The organism is Microbacterium sp. 71-23 (assembly GCF_001897265.1).
GTDB lineage: Bacteria > Actinomycetota > Actinomycetes > Actinomycetales > Microbacteriaceae > Microbacterium > Microbacterium ginsengisoli.
Genome location: NZ_MKSL01000050.1, coordinates 24,407 through 46,234, shown reverse-complemented (window position 1 = coordinate 46,234; position 21,828 = coordinate 24,407). Strand labels below are relative to the sequence as shown.

At 70.9% G+C, this 21,828-nt stretch carries 23 protein-coding genes; 16 read left to right on the top strand and 7 right to left on the bottom strand.

The window, feature by feature from the left end:
- Window positions 1-11: 11 nt before the first annotated feature.
- Genes BGO15_RS14100 through BGO15_RS14085 form a run of 4 tightly spaced genes read left to right on the top strand, consistent with a single transcriptional unit; the run spans window position 12 to window position 2,797 of the window.
- Window positions 12-656 (top strand): SatD family protein, encoded by a 645-nt coding sequence (locus BGO15_RS14100; protein ID WP_056209925.1) that lies wholly within the window; start codon window positions 12-14, stop codon window positions 654-656.
- A gap of 16 nt (window positions 657-672) precedes the next feature.
- Window positions 673-1,065: a PPOX class F420-dependent oxidoreductase gene (locus BGO15_RS14095; RefSeq protein WP_045247263.1), complete on the top strand. Its 393-nt coding sequence runs from the start codon at window positions 673-675 to the stop codon at window positions 1,063-1,065.
- 42 nt (window positions 1,066-1,107) lie between these two features.
- Window positions 1,108-1,701 carry a nucleoside deaminase gene (locus BGO15_RS14090; RefSeq protein ID WP_045247264.1) on the top strand — a complete coding sequence of 198 codons (594 nt, stop codon included), beginning with the start codon at window positions 1,108-1,110 and terminating at the stop codon, window positions 1,699-1,701.
- A 46-nt stretch (window positions 1,702-1,747) separates the two neighbouring features.
- Window positions 1,748-2,797 (top strand): zinc-dependent alcohol dehydrogenase family protein, encoded by a 1,050-nt coding sequence (locus BGO15_RS14085; RefSeq protein WP_056209924.1) that lies wholly within the window; start codon window positions 1,748-1,750, stop codon window positions 2,795-2,797.
- Window positions 2,798-2,835: 38 nt separating this feature from the next.
- On the opposite strand, the gene BGO15_RS14080 is transcribed toward BGO15_RS14085, so the two are convergent.
- Together BGO15_RS14080 and BGO15_RS14075 are read right to left on the bottom strand one after the other, a co-directional pair.
- Entirely contained in the window at window positions 2,836-4,461 is a 1,626-nt protein-coding gene (locus BGO15_RS14080) for an acyl-CoA dehydrogenase family protein (protein ID WP_056520042.1), read from the bottom strand.
- 100 nt (window positions 4,462-4,561) lie between these two features.
- Window positions 4,562-5,512 carry an aldo/keto reductase gene (locus tag BGO15_RS14075; protein ID WP_056209922.1) on the bottom strand — a complete coding sequence of 317 codons (951 nt, stop codon included), beginning with the start codon at window positions 5,510-5,512 and terminating at the stop codon, window positions 4,562-4,564.
- Window positions 5,513-5,562: 50 nt separating this feature from the next.
- Here BGO15_RS14075 and trhO point away from each other — a divergent pair, with 50 nt between their 5' ends.
- Together trhO and deoC are read left to right on the top strand one after the other, a co-directional pair.
- A complete protein-coding gene (trhO, locus tag BGO15_RS14070; protein ID WP_056209920.1) occupies window positions 5,563-6,519 on the top strand; it encodes an oxygen-dependent tRNA uridine(34) hydroxylase TrhO in 957 nt (318 codons plus the stop codon).
- 30 nt (window positions 6,520-6,549) lie between these two features.
- A complete protein-coding gene (gene deoC / locus BGO15_RS14065) occupies window positions 6,550-7,215 on the top strand; it encodes a deoxyribose-phosphate aldolase (protein WP_056209919.1) in 666 nt (221 codons plus the stop codon).
- Window positions 7,216-7,246: 31 nt separating this feature from the next.
- Here the strand turns inward: deoC and BGO15_RS14060 are convergent, their stop codons facing one another.
- Complete coding sequence (locus BGO15_RS14060) at window positions 7,247-7,690, bottom strand: GNAT family N-acetyltransferase (protein ID WP_056520038.1); 444 nt, start codon at window positions 7,688-7,690, stop codon at window positions 7,247-7,249.
- Between the two features lie 58 nt (window positions 7,691-7,748).
- Between BGO15_RS14060 and BGO15_RS14055 the strand changes: the two genes are divergently transcribed.
- The 3 genes from BGO15_RS14055 to arr all read left to right on the top strand — a co-directional run bounded on the left by BGO15_RS14055 (window position 7,749) and on the right by arr (window position 10,651).
- The gene (locus BGO15_RS14055) at window positions 7,749-8,315 is read left to right on the top strand and encodes a ribonuclease H family protein (RefSeq protein WP_056209917.1); all 567 of its coding nucleotides are present in this window, start codon (window positions 7,749-7,751) and stop codon (window positions 8,313-8,315) included.
- Window positions 8,316-8,567: 252 nt separating this feature from the next.
- Window positions 8,568-10,136 (top strand): carbohydrate-binding protein, encoded by a 1,569-nt coding sequence (locus tag BGO15_RS14050; protein WP_200930927.1) that lies wholly within the window; start codon window positions 8,568-8,570, stop codon window positions 10,134-10,136.
- A 92-nt stretch (window positions 10,137-10,228) separates the two neighbouring features.
- The gene (gene arr / locus BGO15_RS14045) at window positions 10,229-10,651 is read left to right on the top strand and encodes an NAD(+)--rifampin ADP-ribosyltransferase (protein ID WP_056209915.1); all 423 of its coding nucleotides are present in this window, start codon (window positions 10,229-10,231) and stop codon (window positions 10,649-10,651) included.
- A gap of 35 nt (window positions 10,652-10,686) precedes the next feature.
- Here arr and BGO15_RS14040 read toward each other — a convergent pair whose 3' ends face one another.
- Together BGO15_RS14040 and BGO15_RS14035 are read right to left on the bottom strand one after the other, a co-directional pair.
- Window positions 10,687-11,721, bottom strand: a complete 1,035-nt coding sequence (locus BGO15_RS14040) for an LLM class flavin-dependent oxidoreductase (protein ID WP_056209913.1) — start codon at window positions 11,719-11,721, stop codon at window positions 10,687-10,689.
- A 28-nt stretch (window positions 11,722-11,749) separates the two neighbouring features.
- Window positions 11,750-12,505 (bottom strand): phosphatase PAP2 family protein, encoded by a 756-nt coding sequence (locus tag BGO15_RS14035; protein WP_045246507.1) that lies wholly within the window; start codon window positions 12,503-12,505, stop codon window positions 11,750-11,752.
- A gap of 70 nt (window positions 12,506-12,575) precedes the next feature.
- On the opposite strand from BGO15_RS14035, the gene BGO15_RS14030 reads away from it, so the two are divergent.
- Entirely contained in the window at window positions 12,576-13,076 is a 501-nt protein-coding gene (locus BGO15_RS14030) for a GNAT family N-acetyltransferase (protein WP_200930926.1), read from the top strand.
- Entirely contained in the window at window positions 13,073-13,834 is a 762-nt protein-coding gene (locus tag BGO15_RS14025; RefSeq protein ID WP_056520035.1) for an SDR family oxidoreductase, read from the top strand. Before BGO15_RS14030 ends, BGO15_RS14025 begins: the two co-directional genes overlap by 4 nt.
- A 13-nt stretch (window positions 13,835-13,847) precedes the next feature.
- Here BGO15_RS14025 and BGO15_RS14020 read toward each other — a convergent pair whose 3' ends face one another.
- Both BGO15_RS14020 and BGO15_RS14015 read right to left on the bottom strand, forming a co-directional pair.
- A complete protein-coding gene (locus tag BGO15_RS14020; protein ID WP_056209908.1) occupies window positions 13,848-14,336 on the bottom strand; it encodes an FBP domain-containing protein in 489 nt (162 codons plus the stop codon).
- A gap of 193 nt (window positions 14,337-14,529) precedes the next feature.
- On the bottom strand, window positions 14,530-15,144 hold the full coding sequence (locus tag BGO15_RS14015; protein ID WP_082483240.1) for a MarC family protein: 615 nt from the start codon (window positions 15,142-15,144) through the stop codon (window positions 14,530-14,532).
- A gap of 67 nt (window positions 15,145-15,211) precedes the next feature.
- On the opposite strand from BGO15_RS14015, the gene BGO15_RS14010 reads away from it, so the two are divergent.
- The 5 genes from BGO15_RS14010 (at window position 15,212) to BGO15_RS13990 (ending at window position 21,826) form a co-directional block, all read left to right on the top strand.
- Window positions 15,212-15,820: a hypothetical protein gene (locus BGO15_RS14010; protein WP_056209904.1), complete on the top strand. Its 609-nt coding sequence runs from the start codon at window positions 15,212-15,214 to the stop codon at window positions 15,818-15,820.
- A 190-nt stretch (window positions 15,821-16,010) separates the two neighbouring features.
- Window positions 16,011-17,465 (top strand): 30S ribosomal protein S1, encoded by a 1,455-nt coding sequence (gene rpsA / locus BGO15_RS14005; protein ID WP_056209902.1) that lies wholly within the window; start codon window positions 16,011-16,013, stop codon window positions 17,463-17,465.
- Between the two features lie 91 nt (window positions 17,466-17,556).
- A complete protein-coding gene (locus BGO15_RS14000) occupies window positions 17,557-18,777 on the top strand; it encodes an MFS transporter (protein WP_056209900.1) in 1,221 nt (406 codons plus the stop codon).
- Between the two features lie 53 nt (window positions 18,778-18,830).
- Window positions 18,831-20,633: a sensor histidine kinase gene (locus BGO15_RS13995; protein WP_273190360.1), complete on the top strand. Its 1,803-nt coding sequence runs from the start codon at window positions 18,831-18,833 to the stop codon at window positions 20,631-20,633.
- Window positions 20,630-21,826, top strand: coding sequence for a UbiA prenyltransferase family protein (locus tag BGO15_RS13990; protein WP_056520027.1), 1,197 nt, complete (start codon window positions 20,630-20,632; stop codon window positions 21,824-21,826). Before BGO15_RS13995 ends, BGO15_RS13990 begins: the two co-directional genes overlap by 4 nt.
- Window positions 21,827-21,828: the final 2 nt, after the last annotated feature.

The window sequence follows — 21,828 nt, the reverse complement described above, 5'->3', positions numbered from 1 at the left end:
AGACTTATGGCATGTCCTACGCGGTGACCATCGATATCGTCGGCTCACGATCGCTCCACGACCGTCCGGCAGCCCAGCGCGCCATCGATGACGCCCTCGAGTTCGTCGATCAGGACGTCCCGCCGCTCACCGCGGTGCGGCCCACCGTCGGCGACGAGCTGCAGGGCGTCTACGCCGGCCTCGACGACGCCCTCGCCGCGACCCTCATCCTGCGCCTCGCGCTGCCCGACGAGGTCGACTGCCGATTCGGTCTCGGTGCCGGAGACGCCGGCCGGGTACCCTCGCGCCGCGCGAGCGAGCCGGAGCTCGGCATCTCCGAGGGAAGTGCATGGTGGGCGGCTCGCCGTGCCATCGAACGTGCGCACGCTCTCCCGGCGTCGGGTGTGGCGGGCGGCCGATCGTGGTACGAGGGGCCGGGTGCGGCATCCGTCAACGCCTATCTGCTCACGCGCGACCAGATCGTGTCCACGATGACCGGCCGTGCGCGCCGTCTCGCCCTCGGGGCGTGGCGCGGCGAGCGCCAGGCCGACCTCGCTCGCCGTGAAGGCGTCAGCCAGTCCGCGGTGTCGCAGATGCTCGGCCGATCGGGCGGAGCGAGTCTGGTCGCCGGACTCCATCTCCTGCGCAGCGGGTCTAGCGTGGATCGCGACGCCTGACCCGCCGAGGAGCACCATGACCGTCGCACTCACCCCCGCTCAGCGCCGCCTGCTCGACGCGCCGAACTACGGGGCTCTCGGCACCGTGCGACCCGACGGCGTCGTGCAGGTGAACCCGATGTGGTTCCTGCTCGACGGAGACACGATCGCGTTCACGCACACCACACGCAGACAGAAGTTCCGCAACCTGCAGCAGAACCCCGCGATGGCGCTCATGGTGTTCGACCCCGACCACCCGTACTCCTACGTCGAGCTGCGCGGAGAGCTCGTCGAGGTGCGCCCCGACCCGGGCGGCGACTTCTTCGTGGTGCTCGGCAAGCGGTACGGGAACGCGGACCAGCAGCCGCCCGCCGATCGGGCCGACCGGGTCGTGCTGGTCATGCGCATAGACGCCGTCGGCGGGCAGTGACCCCGACACATCCTCGTCATCTGGGCGCGGCATGATGTCCGGGTGACTCTCCCCGCAACCTCCCTCGATGCCTCGCTGCCCGAGTGGCTGCTGACTCTGCTGCCCGAGCTCCCCGACGTCCTGCCGACCGCCGAGGAGCGGATGGACCTCGTCAACGACCTCGCCGACCGCAACTGGCGCGCCGGCAACGGCGGCCCGTTCGCCGCGATCGTCGTCGACGCCGACTCGGGCCGGCTGGTATCCGTCGGTGTCAACGTCGTGCTGAGTTCGGGCATCAGCGGGATGCATGCCGAGGTCATGGCGCTGGGGCTGGCACAGCGCACCCTCGGCCGCTGGGATCTGGGCGAGGGCGGCGCCGAGCTCGAGCTCGTGGTCAACTGGCGCCCGTGCGTCATGTGCTACGGCGCCACGATGTGGAGCGGCGTGCGCAGCCTCGTGGTCGCCGGCTCCGGTCCCGAACTCGAAGAGCTCACCGGTTTCGACGAGGGTCCTGTCGTCACCGACTGGGACGCGCAGTTCGAGGCGCGCGGCATCCGCGTGCGCGAGGGCGTGCGGCGCGCCGAGGCCCTCGACGTCTACCGCGCCTACGGCGCCGCCGACACCCTCGTCTACAACGCCCGCGGCCTCGCCGAGTAGCCGTCGGGCAGCCGGCGGTCGCCTGCGCCGGGCGTAGGCTCGGAACATGCTCGCCACCGTGATCCACGACGCCCGCGACATCCGCGTCGAGAACGTGCCCGACCCGACGCTCTCCACCGGAGGCGATGCCATCGTGCGGGTCGTCGCAGCCTGCGTCTGCGGCTCCGACCTCTGGCCGTACCGCGGTGTCGTGCCGACCTCCGAGCCGCATCGCATCGGACACGAGTTCATCGGCGTCGTCGAGGCCGTCGGCCCCGACGTCACGAGCGTCGCCGCCGGCGACTTCGTCATCGCGCCCTTCTACGTCTGTGACGGCACCTGCGTGAACTGCCGCAACGGCGTCAGCACCTCGTGCCTGCACGGAGGCTGGTGGGGCAGTGACGACCAGGTGGGCGGCTTCGCCGACGGCGGCCAGGGCGAGTACGTGCGCGTGCCGCTCGCCGACGGAACGCTCGCCGTCGTGCCCGGACCCGTCACGGAGGATGAGATCCCCGGACTCCTCACCCTCAGCGACGTCATGGGGACCGGCCACCACGCCGCCGTGTCGGCGGGCGTGCAGCCCGGGGACAGCGTCGCGGTCGTCGGCGACGGTGCCGTGGGCCTGTGCGCGATCATCGCGGCGAAGCGACTCGGGGCCACCACGATCATCGCGATGTCGCGTCACGCTGATCGGCAGGCGCTCGCCCGCGAGTTCGGTGCCACTCACATCGTCGAGGAGCGCGGCGACGCCGGGATCGAGGCCGTGCGTGCCCTGACCGGTGGGATCGGCGCGGACCGCGTGCTCGAGTGCGTCGGCACCAAGGAGTCGATGGACCAGGCGCTGCGCTCCGCGCGACCCGGGGGCATGGTCGGCTACGTCGGCGTTCCCAACGGCGGTCCGGAGCTCCCGGTGCGCACCATGTTCAACCGCAACGTCGGCGTGAACGGCGGTGTCGCCCCCGTGCGCGGCTACATCGACGAGCTGCTTCCCGACGTGCGCTCCGGAGCGATCCGACCGGGCAAGGTCTTCACCCTGCAGCTCCCGCTCTCGGAGGCCGCCGAGGCCTACGCCGCGATGGACGAGCGTCGCGCGGTGAAGGTGCTGCTGCGGCCGTGAGCCGCGGCATCCGATCGTCTCGAAGCGAGCTCGCGGGGTCAGGCACGCGCCGCGACCGCGGCGACGTCGACGCCTGACGGCAGTGCGCCGAACAGCGCGCCCGCGGCGGGTTCGTCGCCGAGACGGCCGGCGATGAACGCGTCGGCGACCGCGGCGGGGGAGTGCCGGGCGACGAGCGAGGCCTCAAGGCTGAGCGCGAGCGCGCCGACCAGGGCGCGCGCGGAGATGTCGGCCGAGGCCGGGTCGGCGACGGCCGCCGCCACGCGCGCGCGGGTGCGATCGAGGTGGGCATCGAGCAGCGCGGACGCCCCACGGGCGCGTCCCACCTCGTGGTCGAACGCCTCCCAGGTCTCGGGCTCGCGCACGAGCGCGCGCAGCACATCGAGGGCGATGACGTTGCCCGACCCCTCCCAGACCGCCATCACCGGCTGCTCCCGGTAGCGCCGCGCGAGCGGGAAGGCCTCCGTGTAGCCGTTGCCGCCAAGGCATTCGAGCGCCTCATAGGCATGGGCGGGGCCGCGCTTGCAGATCCAGTACTTCGCGACAGGGGTGGCGAGGCGGCGGAACGCGATGGCCGCGGCATCCGCGTCGTCGTCGTAGGCGCGCGCAAGGTGCAGTGCCGTGATGGTCGCGGCCTCGGTCTCGAGCTGCAGGTCGGCGATGACCGCGGTCATCGCGGGCTGGTCGATGAGCGTGCGGCCGAACGCCGCGCGGTGCCGCACGTGCCACGCCGCCTCGGCGACCGCCTGTCGCATGCCGGCGGTCGACCCGAGCACGCAGTCGAGGCGGGTGCCCGCGACCATGTCGATGATCGTGCGCACGCCGCGCCCCTCGTCGCCCACGAGCACCCCGACGGTGCCGTCGAACTCGATCTCGCTCGACGCGTTCGCGCGGTTGCCGAGCTTGTCCTTCAGGCGTTGGATCACGAACGGGTTGCGGGTGCCGTCCGGGAGCACGCGCGGCACGAGATAGCAGCTCAGTCCGCCCGGCGCCTGTGCGAGCACCAGGAAGCCGTCCGACATCGGTGCGCTGCAGAACCACTTGTGGCCGGTGAGTCGGGCGGTGCCGGAGGCTGCGGGCGTCGCCCGCGTCGTGCCGGCCCTCACATCCGAGCCGCCCTGCTTCTCGGTCATCGCCATGCCGAACAGCGCGCTCGACTTGCCCGCCCGAAGCTCCGGCTCGTACGCGCGGGAGTGCACCCGCGGCATCCAGTCGGCGCCCACCTCGGGATGCTGGGCGAGCACCGGCGCGACCGCGTGGGTCATCGACACCGGGCAGGCGTGGCCCGGCTCCACCTGCGCGTACAGCATGAACGTCGTGGGCCGGGCGACGTTCGCGCCGGGACCCGGACGAGCGGATGCCGCGGTGTGCGCGCCGTCCGCGACGGCCGCCGCGATCACCCGGTGGTACGCCTCGTCGTAGACGACCTCGTCGACGCGGTTGCCCCACCGGTCGTGGGTGACCAGCTGCGGCTCCCGCACGTTCGCCCGTTCGGCGTCGGCCTGGAAGGAGGCGGCGCCCACGCGGCATCCGGTCGTGTGCAGGTCGTCGACGTGCGCGCCCGCATCGAAACGGACCACGGCCTCGACGAGAGCGACGTTCGTGCCGAACTCGTCGAGATCCGTGCGCGGCGGCGCCTGATTCGTCACGGTGTGGGTGGCCACGGTGTCTCCTTCGCCTCGTCGCGTCGGTCGTGCGAGTCGAGGCTATCGGGGTCGGTCGCCGCCCGCGCCGCGCGGGTCGGTCAGTGCCCGCGCGACGTCGTCAGGAGGCCGGCGTCCAGGTGGAGACGCGGTCGAGCTCCGCGACCTCGGCCGCGGTCAGCTCCACACGGGCGCCGTCGAGCAGGTCGGGCACCTGCGCGACCTGCGATGCGCTCGCGATCGGCGCGACGACCGTCGGTTGCGCACGCAGCCAGGCCAGTGCCGTCGCCGCGATCGAGACGCCGTGGGCGGCGCCGATGCCCTCGAGCGCGTCGATGATCGCGAGACCCTGCGTCGTCGCATACTTCGCCGCGCCCTGCGCGCGGGGCGAGGCCTGGCCCGCGGCATCCGTCGACCGGTACTTGCCCGTCAGGAATCCGCTCGCGAGCGCGTAGTACGGCACGAGACCGAGGTGGTTGCGCTCGGCGACCGGGATGATGCCCGCCTCGACGTCGTTGCGATGCACGAGGTTGTAGTGCGGCTGCACCGCGACGGGCAGGGCGACGCCGGTCTCTGTGGCGATGTCGATCCACTGCTGGATGCGCTCGGGCGAGTAGTTCGAGACGGCGACGTAGCGCACGAGACCGTCGCTGACGAGCGCGCCGAAGGCCGCGACCGTCTCCTCGAGCGGCACGGTCTCGTCGTCGAAGTGCGCGTAGTAGAGGTCGATCGCCTCGACGCCGAGTCGGCCCAGCGACGCCTCGGCGGCGGCGCGGACGGTACTCGCGGCGAGTCCGCGGAAGTCGGGGTGCTGGCTGACCTTCGTCGCGACGGTCACGCCCTGTGGCTTCCGGTCGGCGAGCCACGCGCCGATGATCGTCTCGCTCTCGCCGCCGCTGTTGCCGGGCACCCAGGCGCTGTACGAGTCGGCGGTGTCGATGAAGTCGCCGCCGCCTGCGCTGAACGCGTCGAGCACGGCGAATGAGGCGTCGCGGTCGGCCGTCCAGCCGAACACGTTGCCGCCGAGGGCGAGGGGGAGGATGTCGAGGTCGCTGGTTCCGATGCGCGTCATACTCGCGACAAGGCGGGCGGGCCGGGCGGTATTCCCGGGATGTCTCCACGATGACGCCGGATGTCGCGGCCGCCCCGGCGCCGTACGATGGCTCGGTGCCCCACGCCAAGATCCTCCTCTTCTACCGGTTCGCGCCGCTCGCGGACCCGGAGGCCGTGCGTCTGTGGCAGCGCGACCTGTGCGAGTCGCTCGGGCTGCGCGGGCGCATCCTGCTCTCGACCCAGGGCATCAACGGCACCGTCGGCGGCGATCTCGCCGCGATGAAGCGCTACGCGCGCAAGCTCAAGGAGTATGCGCCCTTCCGCGGCATCGACCTGAAGTGGTCGGAGGGCACCGGCCTCGACGCCGACGGCCGCAGCCTCGACTTCCCGCGCCTGTCGGTGAAGGTGCGCGACGAGATCGTCACGTTCGGCGCGCCGGGAGAGCTGCGGGTCGACGCGGACGGCGTGATCGGCGGCGGCACCCACCTCACGCCCGGCGCCCTGCACGACCTGGTGGCGCGGCGCGGAGACGACGTCGTGTTCTTCGACGGGCGCAATGCCTTCGAGGCAGAGATCGGCCGATTCCGTGGGGCGATCGTGCCGGATGTCACCACCACCCGCGACTTCGTCGCCGAGCTCGACTCCGGTCGCTACGACCACCTCAAAGGCAAACCCGTGGTGACGTACTGCACCGGCGGCATCCGCTGCGAGGTGCTGTCGAGCCTGATGGTCGCCCGCGGATTCGGCGAGGTGTACCAGCTCGACGGCGGCATCGTGCGCTACGGCGAGAGCTTCGGCAACACCGGCCTGTGGGACGGATCGCTCTACGTCTTCGACGGGCGCGGATCGGTCGCGTTCGGCGAGCGGCCCGCCGTGATCGGCGCATGCGCCACCTGCGGCGCGCCGGAGTCCCGCATGGTCAACTGCGCCGACGACGCCTGCAAGGTGCGGGTCGTGCAGTGCGCCGCCTGCAGCGAGACGGATGCCGCGCGGTGCGCGTCGCACGCCGTCGTCGCCGCCCGCTGAGCTTCCTCGTCCACCCCCACAAGGAGAACCATGACCACTCAGAACCTCGCCCGCTACGTCGATCACACGCTGCTCAAGCCCGAGGCGACGTCCGCTGATGTGGCGGCGACCATCGCGGAGGCGGCCGAGCTCGGCACCTACAGCGTGTGCCTGTCGCCGTCGGTTATCCCGGTCGAGGTGCCCGAGGGTCTCAAGCTCGCGGTCGTGGTCGGATTCCCGAGCGGCAAGCACCACTCGTCGATCAAGGCGGCCGAGGCTCGGCTCGCCGCGTCGCAGGGCGTCGACGAGATCGACATGGTGATCGACGTGGGTGCCGCGATCGAAGGCCGCTACGACGCCGTCGAGGGCGACATCCGTGCGGTTCGGGATGCCGCGCCCCGGCCGGTGGTGCTGAAGGTCATCATCGAGTCGGCCGCGTTGTCCGATGACGCGATCGTGGCCGTGTGCCAGGCGGCAGAGCGGGCCGGGGCCGACTTCGTGAAGACGTCGACCGGCTTCCACCCGACCGGGGGCGCGACGGTGCATGCCGTGCGCCTCATGAAGCAGACGGTCGGCGATCGCCTCGAAGTCAAGGCGTCGGGCGGCATCCGCACGCGCGAGGACGCTGAGGCCATGATCGCGGCCGGCGCGACGCGTCTCGGGCTCTCGAGCACGCGCGCGATCCTCGCCGACGAGACCGCGGCGGCCGGCTACTGAGTCCGGGCGCTGCGCGGGTCCGGCGGGGGAGTCAGAGCTCGATCTCGTAGTGCACGAATCCGGTGTCGGCGGCGACGCGGTCGTAGAGGGTGCGCGCGGTCGTGTTGCCCTCGGCGGTGAGCCAGTAGACCTTCGCGGCGCCGTGTTCTGCGGCCCAGTCGCGCACGTGCGCGATCAGTGCGCGGCCGGCGCCCGTGCCGCGGGCGTCAGGTGAGACGTAGAGGTCTTCGAGGTAGCAGTAGTCCCCGAGAGCCCAGGTCGAGGCGTGGGTGAGCCAGTGCACGATGCCGATCGGCGTGCCGTCGTCGTCTCGCGCCATCGCGCCGTGCACGGTGGTGCCGGGTATCGTAAGGGCGGTGAAGGTGGCGTCGCTCACGTCGGCGGCGAGGTCGGTCTCGTAGAACTCCAGGTAGCCGGCCCAGAGCGGCTCCCACGCGGGGCGGTCGTCGGGATGCAGCGGGGAGATCGTGACCATGGCGCCAGCCTAAGGGGGCGCGGCGTGTGGGAACGGAGGGCCTGCAAGACTGGAAGGCGTGCCTGACGAGAACTCCGAGACATCCGCCCGTCGATACGTCGTCGCCACCGACGGCGCGTGCAAAGGGAACCCCGGCCCCACGGGGTGGGCGTGGGTCGGCGAGGACGGCGAGTGGGCCGCGGGTTCGCTGCCGGAGGGAACCAACAACATCGGCGAGCTGCTCGCGCTGTTGAACGCGATCGTCGCGCACGCGGATGTCGACGAACTGATCGTGCAGGCGGATTCGAAGTATGCGATCGACACCTATGTGTCGTGGATGGACGGCCACCGCCGTCGCGGCTGGGTCACGAGTGCGAAGAAGCCGGTCGCCAATCGCGACATCCTCGAGCAGCTCATCGCGGCGCGCGACGCCCGCCGGTCGGCCGGCCGCCCGGACGTCGTGCTGGAGCATGTGCGCGGCCACGCCGGCCACCGGCTCAACAGTTGGGCGGACGAGCGTGCGGTGCGTGCGTCGCAGCACGGCGCGGCCGGGGAGCAGCTGGTGTGGACCTCGCATCGGGGTCTCGACCGGTTGGATGTCTCGGTCGACCCGCCGCGCGCCGCCGCGGACCGCGTGCGCCGCTGACGGCGCGCCCCGCGATCACGGTGCGGGAACGGCGCGTTCTGCCGCATCTTCGGCGGTTTTCGGTCATGTCCGAAAACCGCCAGCTTTCTCCCAGCATGGAGTTACAGTCTTACTGAAGGTTCGCCCCTATCGTCGACACGCGGCCCGATGCCGGCGCAGGGTCTGCGGCGGTGACGAACGACGGCCGTTCATCTGACACCGCCGGGGGAGCCGCACGGTCTTCGCCCCGGCCATCTATCGAACGAGGCAACTGTGAAGAGAACATCCCTTCGCGCACGCATCGGGCTCGTGGTGACCGCCGTGGTGGTCGCCGCGGTCGCCGTCCCGATCGTCGCGACATCCGCCTTCGCGGACACGACCTGCGCCCCGGCCTGGAGTGCGACCGCGACCTATGTCGGCGGGAACACCGCCAGCAGCAACGGCGTCACCTACCGTGCGAACTGGTGGACCCGGGGCGACGACCCGGTGACGAACAACGGCGCGTCCGGCACCGGCCAGCCCTGGACGTCCCAGGGTGCCTGTGGCGGGAGCACGACGCCCGTCCCGACGTCCTCGCCGACGGCGAGCCCGACTCCCACGCCGAGCCCGACCGGCGCGGCGTGCGTCGCTGCCTGGTCGGCGACCGACACCTACACCGGCGGCCAGACGGCATCCGAAGGCGGCATCGTGTACCGGGCCAACTGGTGGACCCGCGGCGACGAGCCCGCGACCCACAACGGCACCGTCGGCACCGGCCAGCCCTGGACGGCCACAGGCAGGTGCGGTGGCAGCACGCCGACCCCGACGCCGACCTCCAGTCCGACGGCCTCTCCGACGCCGACCCCGACGCCCACGGTGACCCCGACGCCCACACCGTCGACCGGCACGGCGCCCGGCTTCCTGTTCAGCCCGTACAAGGACGCCACCATCTCGATGAACTGGAACACGCTGAAGCTCCAGACGGCTGTCACCGGCACCGCGCGACCGCTGATCGGCGCGGGTGGTGTGCTCGGCAGTTCGGCGACCTCCCTCCGGGCGGTCACCCTGGGCTTTGCGACCGGCACCTGCACGGGCGAGAACTGGGGAGGGGTGGATGCGGCATCCTTCGCGGCCGCCAACATCGCATCCCTCGATGCGGCCGGCGTCGACTACGTCATCTCGACCGGTGGCGCGGCCGGCACCTTCACGTGCGGCAGTGCGGCGGGTCTCACGTCGTTCATCGCGCGCTACGCGTCAAGCCACCTCGTCGGCATCGACTTCGACATCGAGGGCGGTCAGTCGCCGGCGCAGATCTCGAGCCTGGTGGCGTCGGCGGCCGGCGCGCAGAGCGCCTACCCGAACCTGCGCTTCTCGTTCACCCTCGCGACCCTCGCGGCGAGCGACGGCAGCTACGGCGGCCTGAACTCGACCGGAGCCGCGGTGGTGCAGGCCATCCAGGCGTCGTCGCTGACGAACTACACGGTCAACCTCATGACCATGGACTTCGGCTCCGCCTCGGCGACCAACTGCGTCGTCGTCTCCGGCAGCTGCGACATGGGTCGCTCGGCGGTGCAGGCCGCGGTCAACCTGAACCACAGCTACGGGGTGCCGTTCTCGAAGATCGAGCTCACGCCGATGATCGGGGTCAACGACGTGTCCAGCGAGGTGTTCACCCTTGCCGACATCACGACGGTCGCGAACTACGCCAAGAGCGCGGGCCTCGCCGGCGTGCACTTCTGGTCGCTCGACCGGGATGTCCCGTGCGCGACGCCGACCTCGACCGCGTCTGCCACGTGCAACTCGGTGTCGTCGGGCACGTCGTCGCTGGCCTACACCAACGGGTTCCTCAGCGCCTTGAGCTGAGAGACAAGGGGGTGTCCGTGCGCCGGCACGGGCACCCCCTTCCCTCCCGCACTGCGCACGCATACGCGCCGGTCTGGTGGGAGGATCACCGCATGGTCGATCCCCTGGACCCCGGACCCTACTTCCACGGCACGACGGCAGACCTGCAGCCGGGTGATCTCCTCACGGCCGGGCATCGCTCGAACTACCGTCCCGAGGTGGTCATGAACCACGTCTACTTCACGGCGCTCGTCGACGGCGCCGGGCTCGCGGCGGAGATCGCCGCCGAACTCTCCGGCGACGGCGCGACGCCGAGGGTCTATGCGGTCGAGCCGACGGGAGCGTTCGAGAACGATCCGAACGTCACCGACAAGAAGTTCCCCGGTAACCCCACGCGCTCCTTCCGCAGCGCTTCGTCGCTGCGGGTGCTCGACGAGGTCGCCGACTGGAATCGACTCGCCCCCGACGCGCGTGCCGCGTGGCGGGAGCGGCTCGCGGTGATCCGTGCCGGAGGCGGCGGCGAGATCCTCAATTGAGTGGCGACCTCGGCTCGGACCTCCGCGACCTGGGCTCAGACCGTCGCGACGGTCGGCTCCCACCCGAGCGCGGGTGCGACATACGTCGCGAACGACTCCATGAGGCGCAGATTGAACGCGACGCCGAGCTGGCTCGGGATCGTGATCATGAGAGAGTCCGCGCTTTGCAGGGCCTCGTCCTGCCGCAGCTGCTCGACGAGCACGTCGGGCTCTGCCGCGTACGTCTTGCCGAACGTCGAGCGGATGCCGTCGATGACGCCGATCTGGTCATCGCCCGCGCCGCCCCCGAAGTAGCGCGCCTCTTCCGCGGTCGTGATCGGGAAGATGCTGCGGGAGACGGAGACACGCGGCTCGCCGGGATGACCGGCCGCCGTCCATGCGCCGCGGAACGCGTCGATCTGCTGCGCCTGCAGCACGTCGAACGGCGTGCCGTCGGCCTCGGTGAGAAGTGTCGACGACATGAGGTTCACGCCGACGGTTCCGGCCCACTCTGCACTGTCGCGGTTGCCGGCGCCCCACCAGATGCGTGAGCGCAGGCCGGGGGAGTGCGGCTCGATGCGCTGCAGCCCGGTGCCGCCGCCGAACGGGCTGTACGGGTCGCGCTCGGCGAGTCCTTCGCCCTCGATGGCGCGCAGGAACAGCGAGAAGTGCTCCCGCGCGATGTCGGCCCCGCGCGGATCCTCCGACCCGGTGTAGCCGAACGCCTCGTACCCGCGCACAACGGTCTCGGGTGAGCCGCGGCTTACTCCGAGGGCGAGTCGGCCGTCGCTGATGAGATCGACGGCCGCCGCCTCCTCGGCGAGGTAGAGCGGGTTCTCGTACCGCATGTCGATGACGCCCGTGCCGACCTCGATGCGCGAGGTGCGCGCCGCGATGGCGGCGAGCAGCGGCATGGGAGAGGCCTGCTGGCGCGCAAAGTGATGCACGCGGAACGCGATGCCGTTCACCCCCAACTCGTCCAGTCCCTGGGCGAGGTCGATCGCCTGGAGCAGCGAGTCCTGGGCGCTCAGCTGGTGGCCGCCGCCGAGCGGGCCGTAGTGACCGAACGAGAGTGTGCCGAAGCTCTTCATGTCTGACGCAACCTCCGAGGTGCGGTTTCTATTCCGACGAATGGATGCCGCGGCTTGCCCGGACATCCCGTACGACGAGCGACGCGCGGTGAGCCGTGATCACGACCGCGAGCCACGCGCCACCGAGGAGCCATCCGGCGATCACGTCGGTGAGCCAGTGGTGGCCGAGGAACGCGCGACTGAGACCGACCAGCACCGCGAACGCCGCCGCTCCGATCCCGAGGGCGAGCTTCGCGCCCCGCGTGCGCCGCCGGAGGATGAGGAGGTAGGCGATGACTCCCACGACCACGACCGCGTTGAGCGTGTGACCGCTGGGGAACGACGGCGTGTACTCATACGGCGGCACGGCCTGTTCGAGCGGCGGTCGCTCCCGACCGATCACCTGCTTCCCGGCGACGGTCATCAGCAGCGATCCGACTCCGGCGGCGACGATCAGGATCACCGGCGTCCAGGAACGGCGCCGCAGGCCGAGCACAAGCGCAGCGACCGCTGCGATGATCGGCATCACGATCGGGCCGGCGAGATCGGTGAACAGCGTCACGACGGTGTCGACGACCGGCGAGCGGAGTGTCAGGGCGACGTCGAGCGCCGGCCGGTCGATGCCCGCGATCCCCTCGCCGTTGCCCACGGCGACGGAGTCGTACACCTCTTCCGCCAGCCAGCTCAGCGCGTAGGCGAGCAGCCCCCCGATCACCAGGGTGAGGAGAAGGGCCGTGTACGGGTGCACCTCCGCTGCCGCCCGCCGCAGCGGAGCAGGAAGGCGCGTGCGGGTGGGGTGCGGCATCCGATGTCCTTCCTCGCCGGTTCGACGCGTCGCTGTCGATTCTCGCAAAGCCGCTCGGTACGCTCGGCCCATGAGCGAGCACACGCTGGGGGACGGGGCCGTGCTGCGCGGGGGGCGGCCGGGCGATGAGGCGGGGATACTCGCGAGCATCCATGCGCTCGCGGTCTACGAGAACGAGCCCGACGCCGTCGAGACCACGCTCGCCGACCTCACCGGCACCCTCTTCGGCGCGCAGCCCCAGGCCTTCGCGCATGTCGTCGAGAAGGACGGCGTGATCGTCGGTATCGCCCTCTGGTTCGTCACCTTCTCGACGTGGACAGGTCGTCACGGGATCTGGCTGGAAGACCTGTTCGTCGACGAGGCGCACCGCGGGAGCGGGTACGGTACGGCACTCATCGCCGCGCTCGCCGCCGTGTGCGAGGAGCGGGGCTACACCCGCCTCGAGTGGACGGTGCTCGACTGGAACGAACCGTCGATCCGCTTCTATCGGGAACTGGGGGCCGTGGCGATGGACGAATGGACGACGCAGCGCCTGTCGGGCGCCGCTCTGCACGCGGTGGCGACGCGATGAGGGTCGCGGTCTTCGGGGCCACGGGTGCCGCGGGTCGACGGATCGTGGATGCCGCCACCCGCCGTGGGCACGACGTGTTCGCCCTGTCGCGGGCGACGGGTGTCGACGTGCTCGTCCTCGGCCAGGTGCGTGAGGCGCTCGCCGGAGCGGATGCGGTCATCGATGCGGTGAACACGCCGACCTTGCACGCGCAGGAGGCGACGGAGTTCTTCCGGGCAGCGGCCGCGAACATCGTGCGCGCGTCGGCCGAGCACGGTGTGACGCGTGTCGTCGCGCTCTCGATCGTCGGCATCGACCGCAACCCCCACGGCTACTACGCCGGCAAGCTCGCACAGGAACGGGTCTACGCAGACGCGTCCGTGTCGCACACGATCGTCCGCGCGACACAGTTCCACGAGTTCGCCGGGCAGATCTGGTCGTCAGGCGGATGGGGCCCGGTGCACGCGGTGTTCCCGGCGCGCCTGCAGCCTGTCGATCTGGGAGAGCTCGCCGAGATCCTGGTGGACGCCGTCGAGGACGCGGAGGCGGGTGGCATCCGTCACGTCGCCGGCCCCCGCGTCGAGGAGCTTCCGCGTCTCGTGAAGGCGTGGGCACGCGCGGCCGGTCACCGGGGGATCCGGTTTCCGATCCCCGCGGCGACCGATCAGCTCAAGGGCATGCGCGACGGTGCGAACCTGCCGGACGCGGCGCTCGACGCGCCGCTGATCGTCGGCACGATCGACTTCGACGCCTGGCTCGCGACGCAGCGCACCCGCTGAGTCGGCCCACCCCTCAGCGACTCGCGACTTCGCGTACGAACGCGTCGACGTGCGCGCGCAGCGCGGTGATGCGCTCGGTGCGGGCGAGCTCGGGGTCGAACCCGGCGAACGAGCGAGAGGGGCGTCGGCGCACGTTCGCGGAGCACTCGAATCGTGCGCACACGAGCGTGCCGATCCCGTCGCCGCGACGCCCGGCCGCACCCGCTCGGCGTGCGGTGAAGAGCACCACGTCGTTCGGAAGTTCGACGTCGGAGCACCATGAGCACTGCGGGCGGCTGCGCGTGCGGGTCTCGGCCTCACGCAGCAGAACCCCGACGGGCTCGCCGTCGATGTCGGCGACGACGCAGCCGACGAGGGGCGCTCGGCGGTCGCGCCAGCCGAGGAAGTCGAGCGAGGACCAGTCTCGGCCGGCGAGATCGTCGGGGAGCACGAGGCTCTTCCGCTCGGAGAGGGAGGCATTGACAAGACACGCGCGCAGGCGCGCGTCGTCGAGGGGACGCATGGAGAAGGCCTTTCGAGATTGACGATCCGGCGAGCCGGCGGAAGAGGTGCGCACTTGCAGAGGTGCGCGCGATGAAGGCGCTCAGCGCGCCGTCGATGCCGATGCACGGGGCATCGGCGACCTCCTCACGCCCGAGGGCGTCGTCTTCCCGTTGTTCACGGCGGCAGTCTATGCCCGCCGGTGTCCGCGCGGATCAGAGCGAGGGGACGGCGGCGAGCACGCCGTGGATGGCCAGCTCCACCCCGATCGCGAGGATGAGGAAGCCCATCACCCGGGTGAGCGCCCCGATCCCCGTCGGTCCGAGCTTGTCCACCAGCGGGGTGCCGTAGCGCAGCACGAGGGCGACGACCACGGCGATCACGACGGATGCCGCGGCGATCGCCACCCGGTCGAGGACGTCGGGGTTGCGCGCGGCGAGCCCGATCACGACGCCGATGGCACCTGGCCCGGCGACCAGCGGCAGGGCCATGGGGGAGAAGCTGATGTCGGCCTTGGTCTGGGCTTCGGTCTGCTCGTCGGGGGTCGCGACGACCCGGGGCACGATCATGCCGAATCCGGCGTGCATCACCACCAGTCCGCCGGCGATCTGCAGGGCCGCGAGGCTGATTCCGAGCACCGAGAGCAGCACGGTGCCGATCGCCGTGAAGACCACGAGGATGCCGCCGACGTAGAGGCCCGTGCGCCACGCCTGCGCGTGCTGCGTGCGTGCGTCGAATCTCGACGTGAGTCCGGCGAACGCGGCGACGGCGCCGACGGGGTTCGTGATCGGCAGGAGGGCGGCGAGCGTCGCGATGAAGACGGTGATCACCCCCACATTGTGGCGGATGGGAGGTCGAGCTCGCGGCATCGGCGGTCATTGGCGCCATGATGGGTGGATGGCCGACGACCCCCGCCAGGTGCGCACCCGCGCCGCGCTCGACGCGGCGCTGCGCGCCCTGCTGCGAGAGCGGCGCCTTGACCAGATCACCGTCTCCGATCTGTGCCGCGAGGCCGGCGTGCACCGCACCACCTTCTACGGGCACGCGACCGATGTGCTCGACTTCGCGATGCGCTCTTTCGCCGGCGAGATCGACCGACTCGGCACCGTCGACGCCGACGCCCAGGGCGGCGACGCCGAGGCGCTGGCGGTCGTCTACACCTCGGCACTCGTCGACACACTCGACGCGGTCGTCGCCGAGCGCGACGTCTACCGGGCGCTCTTCGGGGGCCCGACCGGCGCTGTGTTCGGGGGGATGCTCGCACAGCGGCTCGCCGACCGCGCCGAGATCGCGCTGCACTCCTTCACCGCCCGCGCGGTCGCGGGTGCGCCGACGGATGCCGCGGCCCGCCGTGAGGCGGCCGCGTACATCGGAGCCGGCGTCGCCGCGTTCATCCGCGCCTTCGCGGGTGTCGACGACCGCGAGACGGCGGAGGCCGCCGAGCGGGCCAGAGCGCTCCTACCGGCGTGGTGGCCCGGCACCTCTGCGGCATCCGATCGCTTCTGATATCCTGAGGCGTCACCCACGTGACGCGCGTTTGCGCGCGCGCCCGTGAGGACGCCAACAATCCGCTTCGCTCCGGCTCGAAGCATCCGCTCGCACTCTCGTGGCGTGCGGCGTCGCGAAAACTCTCCGCTTCTCGTGGGCAGACACGCGTGCCGGGGCCAGAACACCCTCCACTAGGACACCCCACTACATGACTACTGCAACGACCGCCCCGGCCACCAAGCAGGTCGCGATCAACGACATCGGATCTGCCGAGGACTTCCTGGCCGCGGTCGAGAAGACCCTGAAGTTCTTCAACGACGGCGACCTCATCGAAGGCACCGTGGTGAAGATCGACCGCGACGAGGTTCTCCTCGACGTCGGCTACAAGACCGAGGGCGTCATCCCCTCGCGCGAGCTTTCCATCAAGCACGACGTCGACCCCAACGAGGTCGTCGAGGTCGGCGACCACGTCGAGGCGCTCGTCCTCCAGAAGGAGGACAAGGAAGGTCGCCTCATCCTGTCCAAGAAGCGCGCGCAGTACGAGCGCGCCTGGGGCGACGTGGAGAAGATCAAGGAGAACGACGGTGTCGTGACCGGTCAGGTCATCGAGGTCGTCAAGGGCGGCCTCATCGTCGACATCGGCCTCCGCGGCTTCCTCCCCGCCTCGCTCATCGAGCTGCGCCGCGTGCGCGACCTGACGCCGTACCTCGGCCAGGAGCTCGAGGCGAAGATCCTCGAACTCGACAAGAACCGCAACAACGTCGTGCTGTCGCGCCGCGCCCTGCTCGAGCAGACGCAGTCGGAGTCGCGCACCACGTTCCTCAACAACCTGCACAAGGGTCAGGTCCGCAAGGGCGTCGTCTCGTCGATCGTCAACTTCGGTGCGTTCGTCGACCTCGGCGGTGTGGACGGTCTCGTTCACGTGTCCGAGCTGTCGTGGAAGCACATCGAGCACGCGAGCGAGGTCGTGGAGGTGGGCCAGGAGGTCACCGTCGAGATCCTCGAGGTCGACCTCGACCGCGAGCGCGTGTCGCTCTCGCTCAAGGCGACCCAGGAGGACCCGTGGCAGGTCTTCGCCCGCACGCACGCGATCGGCCAGGTCACGCCCGGTAAGGTCACCAAGCTCGTGCCGTTCGGTGCGTTCGTGCGCGTCGCTGACGGCATCGAGGGCCTCGTGCACATCTCGGAGCTCTCCGGCAAGCACGTCGAGCTCGCCGAGCAGGTCGTGTCGGTCGGCGAAGAGGTCTTCGTCAAGGTCATCGACATCGACCTCGAGCGTCGTCGCATCTCGCTCTCGCTGAAGCAGGCGAACGAGTCGGTCGACCCGTACGGCACTGAGTTCGACCCGGCCCTGTACGGCATGGCCACCGAGTACGACGAGAACGGGGAGTACAAGTTCCCCGAGGGCTTCGACCCGGAGACCAACGCCTGGAAGGAAGGCTTCGAGGAGCAGCGCGAGAAGTGGGAGCAGGAATACGCTGCCGCCCAGTCGCGCTGGGAGGCGCACAAGTCCCAGGTCGCGAAGACGCTCGAGGCCGAGGCCGCCGGCTTCGGCTCGGTCGACGCCGCACCGTCCTCCTTCTCGAGCGATGAGGGCCCCTCGGGCACTCTCGCCGACGACGAGGCTCTCGCCGCGCTTCGTGAGAAGCTCGCCGGCAACTGACCTGCACCATTCCGCAGCACGACGCGGGCCGGAGCCTACGGGCTCCGGCCCGCGTCGTCGTCCGGGGCACCGAGACGGGTAGCGTGAAGGGGTGACGGACTTCTCGGGGCACCTTCCCGGGAGCAGGTCCTACCGGCGCCTGCTCGCCGGGCTCTTCTTCGCCGGCGTCGCCACCTTCGCCCAGCTCTACTCGCCGCAGGCCGTGCTCCCGTTCATCGCCGCCGACTTCTCCGTGTCGGCCGCGGGCGCCGCACTGTCGGTGTCCGCGGCCACTCTCGGCCTCGCGGTCGCGGTTCTTCCCTGGTCGATCGTCGCCGACCGCATCGGCCGCGTGCCGGCTATGGCCGCAGGCGTGTCCGCGGCGACCCTGTTCGGACTGCTTGCGCCGCTGCTGCCCACGCTGCCGCTGCTGCTCGCCGCGCGCCTCGTCGAGGGCATCGCTCTCGGAGCGGTGCCCGCCCTCGCGCTCGCGTACCTCGCCGAGGAGGTCGACGCCCGGCATACGGCCGCGGCGGCGGGATCGTACGTGGCCGGCACGACGATCGGCGGACTCGCCGGACGCATCATCGCCGGTCCCTTCGGGGAGCTCGGTCACTGGCGCATCGGGGTGTTCGTGGTCGCGCTCGTGTGCGCCGGCTCGGCGGTGCTCTTCCTCGTGCTCGCGCCCCGTGCGCGCGGGTTCGCCGCGGCATCCGCTCTGACCCTCACCCGTGTGCGCGCGGCACTCGTCGGCAACCTGCGCTCCCGCATGCAATGGGCGCTCTACGCGCAGGGATTCCTGTTGATGGGCGGGTTCGTCGCGCTGTTCAACTATCTCGGCTTCGAGCTCGCGGGTCCGGCGTACGGCGTGCCCGCCTGGCTCGTGAGCCTGATCTTCGTGGCCTACCTCGCCGGCACGGCCTCCTCGCCGTGGGCGGGCCGGCTGGCGTCACGGCACGGCCGGCGTCGGGTGCTCGTCGCCTCGATCGGCATGTTCGTGGTCGGCATCGCGCTCACCGTCGTTCCGTCGCTGCCGGTGGTGATCGTCGGGCTCCTCGTGTTCACGGCAGGTTTCTTCGCGGCGCACGCGATCGCGTCGGGTTGGGCGCCCGTGTCAGCGGCGCCCGGTGGTCGCGCGCAGGCATCCGCGCTCTACAACCTCGGCTACTACATCGGGTCGAGTCTGTTCGGCTGGGCACTCGGACTGGTGTTCGCGGGTCTCGGCTGGCCGGCCCTCGCGGCCGCCGTGATCGCGCTGGAGCTGACCGCCGCCCTCATCGCTCTGACGCTCCTCCCGGGCCGCGGCGCCCGCCCGGTGCAGGCGGCGTCATGACGCGCCCGTCGGATCGGTCGGCACGGAGGGTCTCGGGGCGGTAACGTCGCACTATGCCGTCAACTGGCGCAGGAGAGGGGTCGACTCCGCCGGGGAGCCAGGCGAACGACGTCCTGCAGGTCATCCTGCATCGGGCGGTCACGATGTTCAGTCTGCCTCCGCTGCTGGAGAGCGCTCGCGCGCGCACAGTGATCGTCTTGCAGACGACGCTGTTCGCGGCGATCGGCCTGCTCGCGCTCTGGACGTTCCTGTTCCCGCTGCCGGGAGACGTGGGCCTGTTCGCCGTCGGCCTCGTGCTGCTGTTCGGGGCCACGTGCGCCGCGTTCATCGTTCCGTGGGGGAGTCTGAACGCGTGGGCGAGCCTTGCGCTTCCGCTGCTGGACGTCGTCGCCATCTATGTGATGCGGCAGGCGGCGCCCACCGCCGGTATCGGCGGCATGCTCGTGCTGCCGGTGATCTGGCTGTCGGTGTTCTTCGGGGCTACCGGGTATCTCGTCTCCCTCGTCTCGGTGGTGGGGCTGTTCGTGATCCTCCCCACGATCGACGCGAGACAGACCCTCGGGTTCGCGACCATCACGACACCGCTCGTCTTCCTGATCGTGGCGACGCTCAGCCTCGTCGGTGCCCGACAGCTCGCGGCTCAGCGTCGGCTGTTCTCCCGTCAGCGCGATGCGATGTCCATCACCCTGCAGCGCTCCCTCCGACAGGAGGTGTTGCTGGCGGAGGTGCTCGACACCATCGACTTCGGCGTGCTCCGACTCGGCGCCGACGGCTCGATCACCGTCGCGAACGAGGCGCACGACCGGTTGCAGCGCGCGGCGCGGGTCGCCGACAGCGCGACCCCGAGCGGGACCGCATCGGTCTACGCCGCCGACGGTGCCACCCCGCTCGATGCGCACGACATCCCGTTCGCGCGCGCCGCGCGGGGCGAGGTGTTCGACAACCAGGTGGTGTGGTTCGGCGCACCGGGATCGCGCCGGCGTGCGCTGAGCGTGTCGGTGCGCCGCACCTTCGCCGCCGACGGAGCCGACTCGGGGGCGGTCATCGTCTCCCGCGACGTCACGAGCGAGCTCACGGCTCTGCGCGCCCGCGACTCGCTCGTCGCGTCCGTCTCGCACGAGCTTCGCACGCCGCTCACCTCGATCATCGGATACCTCGAGCTCGCCATCGACGACCCCGACGTCCCGGCGCACGCGCGCGGCAGTCTGGAGGTCGCGGAGCGCAACGCCGAGCGACTCCTCGGCATCGTGTCGGACATCCTCACGGCCTCGAGTCGATCGGAGATGTCGGCGGACCTGACCGTGGCGCAGCAGGACATCGACGTCGCCGAGATGCTGCGGGCCAGCGGCGTCGCCTATCGCCCGAGCGCCGCCGAGCGAGGCATCGAGATCGAGATCGACGAGATCGCCCACGTGCGCGCCTACGCCGACCCCCTCCGCATGCGTCAGGTGCTCGACAACCTCGTGAGCAACGCCGTGAAGTACAACCGCGACGGCGGCACCGTCTCGCTCGCGGCGACATCCGACGGCCTCTCGACCTGGCTGACCGTCACCGACACCGGCATCGGGATGTCGCGGGACGCCCTCGGTCGCCTGTTCGAACGGTTCTTCCGCGCCGACGCCAGCCGCACGGGCGGTACAGGACTGGGCCTGTCGATCGCGCGTGACCTGGTGCGCGCCCACGGTGGCGACATCACCGTTGAATCGACGCCCGGAATCGGAAGCGTCTTCACGGTGCGCCTGCCCGCATCGGCCGAGGCGCTCGACTCTCCGGCACCCGCAGACCTGACCGAACTCGCCCAGCGCTCCCCGCGCGCGGCGGAGGTCGGATCGGTCTGGAAGGAGCGTGGAGCATGATCCTGGATGCTTTCACCGCGTCGTTCGTCTCAGGTCTGATCTTCCTGACGGCCGCCGCCATCTTCGTGGTCACGTCGCTGGTGCGTCGGGACCGCGGTCCCGTGCAGCTCTGGTCCCTCGGCTACCTGCTCAGCGCGATCGGCGTGATCGCGTACGTCGTCTGGAACGCCCTCATCGGCTCCGGCTGGGCGAGCACGGCGGCCCTCGCCGTCGGCAACGCGACGATGGTCGCCGCGGCCGCCGCGCTCGCAATCGGATGCCGCGTCGCCGACGGCCGGCGCGCGGGCGGGCCGCTCCTGCTCGGTCTCGGGCTCGGCGTGGCGACGGCGATCTCCACGCTCGTCGACGGGCCGGACGCGGGAGCGTGGGCCGGGGGCGCGTGGCTGTTCCTCAGCATCGGGATCTTCGCCGCGGTGGGATCGTGGTACTGCCTGCGCGGCCGGCTCTCACGGTTCGGATTCGGCAAGGTGCTGGGCATCGCGTTCCTCGCCGAGGCTGTCGTGTACATCCTGCGCGGCGTCGTGGTCATCACCGTCGGCTCCGGGCAGCCGCTGTTCCAACTCTGGCTCGGCAGTGGCCCCGTGAGCGCGTTCTTCATCGTGTTCACCGTCGTCGTGCTGGTCGCGACATCCATCCTCCGCTACGAGCTCGGTCCCCGTGAGACGCTGCTCTCGGCGGGAGCCGTGATGCCCGGGATGCGCGAGGGGTACCTCGACGCCGAAGGATTCCGCCGCATGGTGGACCTGCTGCTGCGCAAGGGATCCGAGCGCACCGAGTTCGTCGTCGTGTGCGCGGTGCACATCGACGCGGCCGAGGACATCTCCGCCTCGTTCGGCGGCGACGTCCTCGCGGAGCTGCGGGCGAGCGTCGCGGCCGCTGCACGTCGATACAGCGTCGCGAACGCGCTGCTCGCCATCGAACACGGTGTCGTGCTCACGTGCGCGATGGCCGCGAGCCCGCCCGACGCGCGTCGCCAGGCGGCGCTGCTGTACCGCGGCGTGATCGAGACGCTCGTGCAGGAGGACGGCATCGTACTTCCTGCGATCGGCGTCGGGGCGGCGCTGAGCACCACCGTCGGCTTCGAGACGTCCGCGATGGTCGACGGTGCGCGCGCGGCGGCGGCTCGCGCGGCCGCGACCGACGAGTCATCCGTCGTCTTCGCGCCGAGCGTGTCGCACGCGTCATCGCGGTAACG

Bases quoted from the DNA above. Each gene is read 5' to 3' on its own strand.
- BGO15_RS14100 (WP_056209925.1), top strand. From the start codon at position 12: ATGTCCTACGCGGTGACCATCGATATCGTCGGCTCACGATCGCTCCAC.
- BGO15_RS14095 (WP_045247263.1), top strand. From the start codon at position 673: ATGACCGTCGCACTCACCCCCGCTCAGCGCCGCCTGCTCGACGCGCCG.
- BGO15_RS14085 (WP_056209924.1), top strand. From the start codon at position 1,748: ATGCTCGCCACCGTGATCCACGACGCCCGCGACATCCGCGTCGAGAAC.
- BGO15_RS14075 (WP_056209922.1), bottom strand. From the start codon at position 5,512: ATGACGCGCATCGGAACCAGCGACCTCGACATCCTCCCCCTCGCCCTC.
- trhO (WP_056209920.1), top strand. From the start codon at position 5,563: ATGACGCCGGATGTCGCGGCCGCCCCGGCGCCGTACGATGGCTCGGTG.
- deoC (WP_056209919.1), top strand. From the start codon at position 6,550: ATGACCACTCAGAACCTCGCCCGCTACGTCGATCACACGCTGCTCAAG.
- BGO15_RS14060 (WP_056520038.1), bottom strand. From the start codon at position 7,690: ATGGTCACGATCTCCCCGCTGCATCCCGACGACCGCCCCGCGTGGGAG.
- arr (WP_056209915.1), top strand. From the start codon at position 10,229: ATGGTCGATCCCCTGGACCCCGGACCCTACTTCCACGGCACGACGGCA.
- BGO15_RS14040 (WP_056209913.1), bottom strand. From the start codon at position 11,721: ATGAAGAGCTTCGGCACACTCTCGTTCGGTCACTACGGCCCGCTCGGC.
- BGO15_RS14035 (WP_045246507.1), bottom strand. From the start codon at position 12,505: ATGCCGCACCCCACCCGCACGCGCCTTCCTGCTCCGCTGCGGCGGGCG.
- BGO15_RS14030 (WP_200930926.1), top strand. From the start codon at position 12,576: ATGAGCGAGCACACGCTGGGGGACGGGGCCGTGCTGCGCGGGGGGCGG.
- BGO15_RS14025 (WP_056520035.1), top strand. From the start codon at position 13,073: ATGAGGGTCGCGGTCTTCGGGGCCACGGGTGCCGCGGGTCGACGGATC.
- BGO15_RS14020 (WP_056209908.1), bottom strand. From the start codon at position 14,336: ATGCGTCCCCTCGACGACGCGCGCCTGCGCGCGTGTCTTGTCAATGCC.
- BGO15_RS14010 (WP_056209904.1), top strand. From the start codon at position 15,212: ATGGCCGACGACCCCCGCCAGGTGCGCACCCGCGCCGCGCTCGACGCG.
- rpsA (WP_056209902.1), top strand. From the start codon at position 16,011: ATGACTACTGCAACGACCGCCCCGGCCACCAAGCAGGTCGCGATCAAC.
- BGO15_RS13995 (WP_273190360.1), top strand. From the start codon at position 18,831: ATGCCGTCAACTGGCGCAGGAGAGGGGTCGACTCCGCCGGGGAGCCAG.
- BGO15_RS13990 (WP_056520027.1), top strand. From the start codon at position 20,630: ATGATCCTGGATGCTTTCACCGCGTCGTTCGTCTCAGGTCTGATCTTC.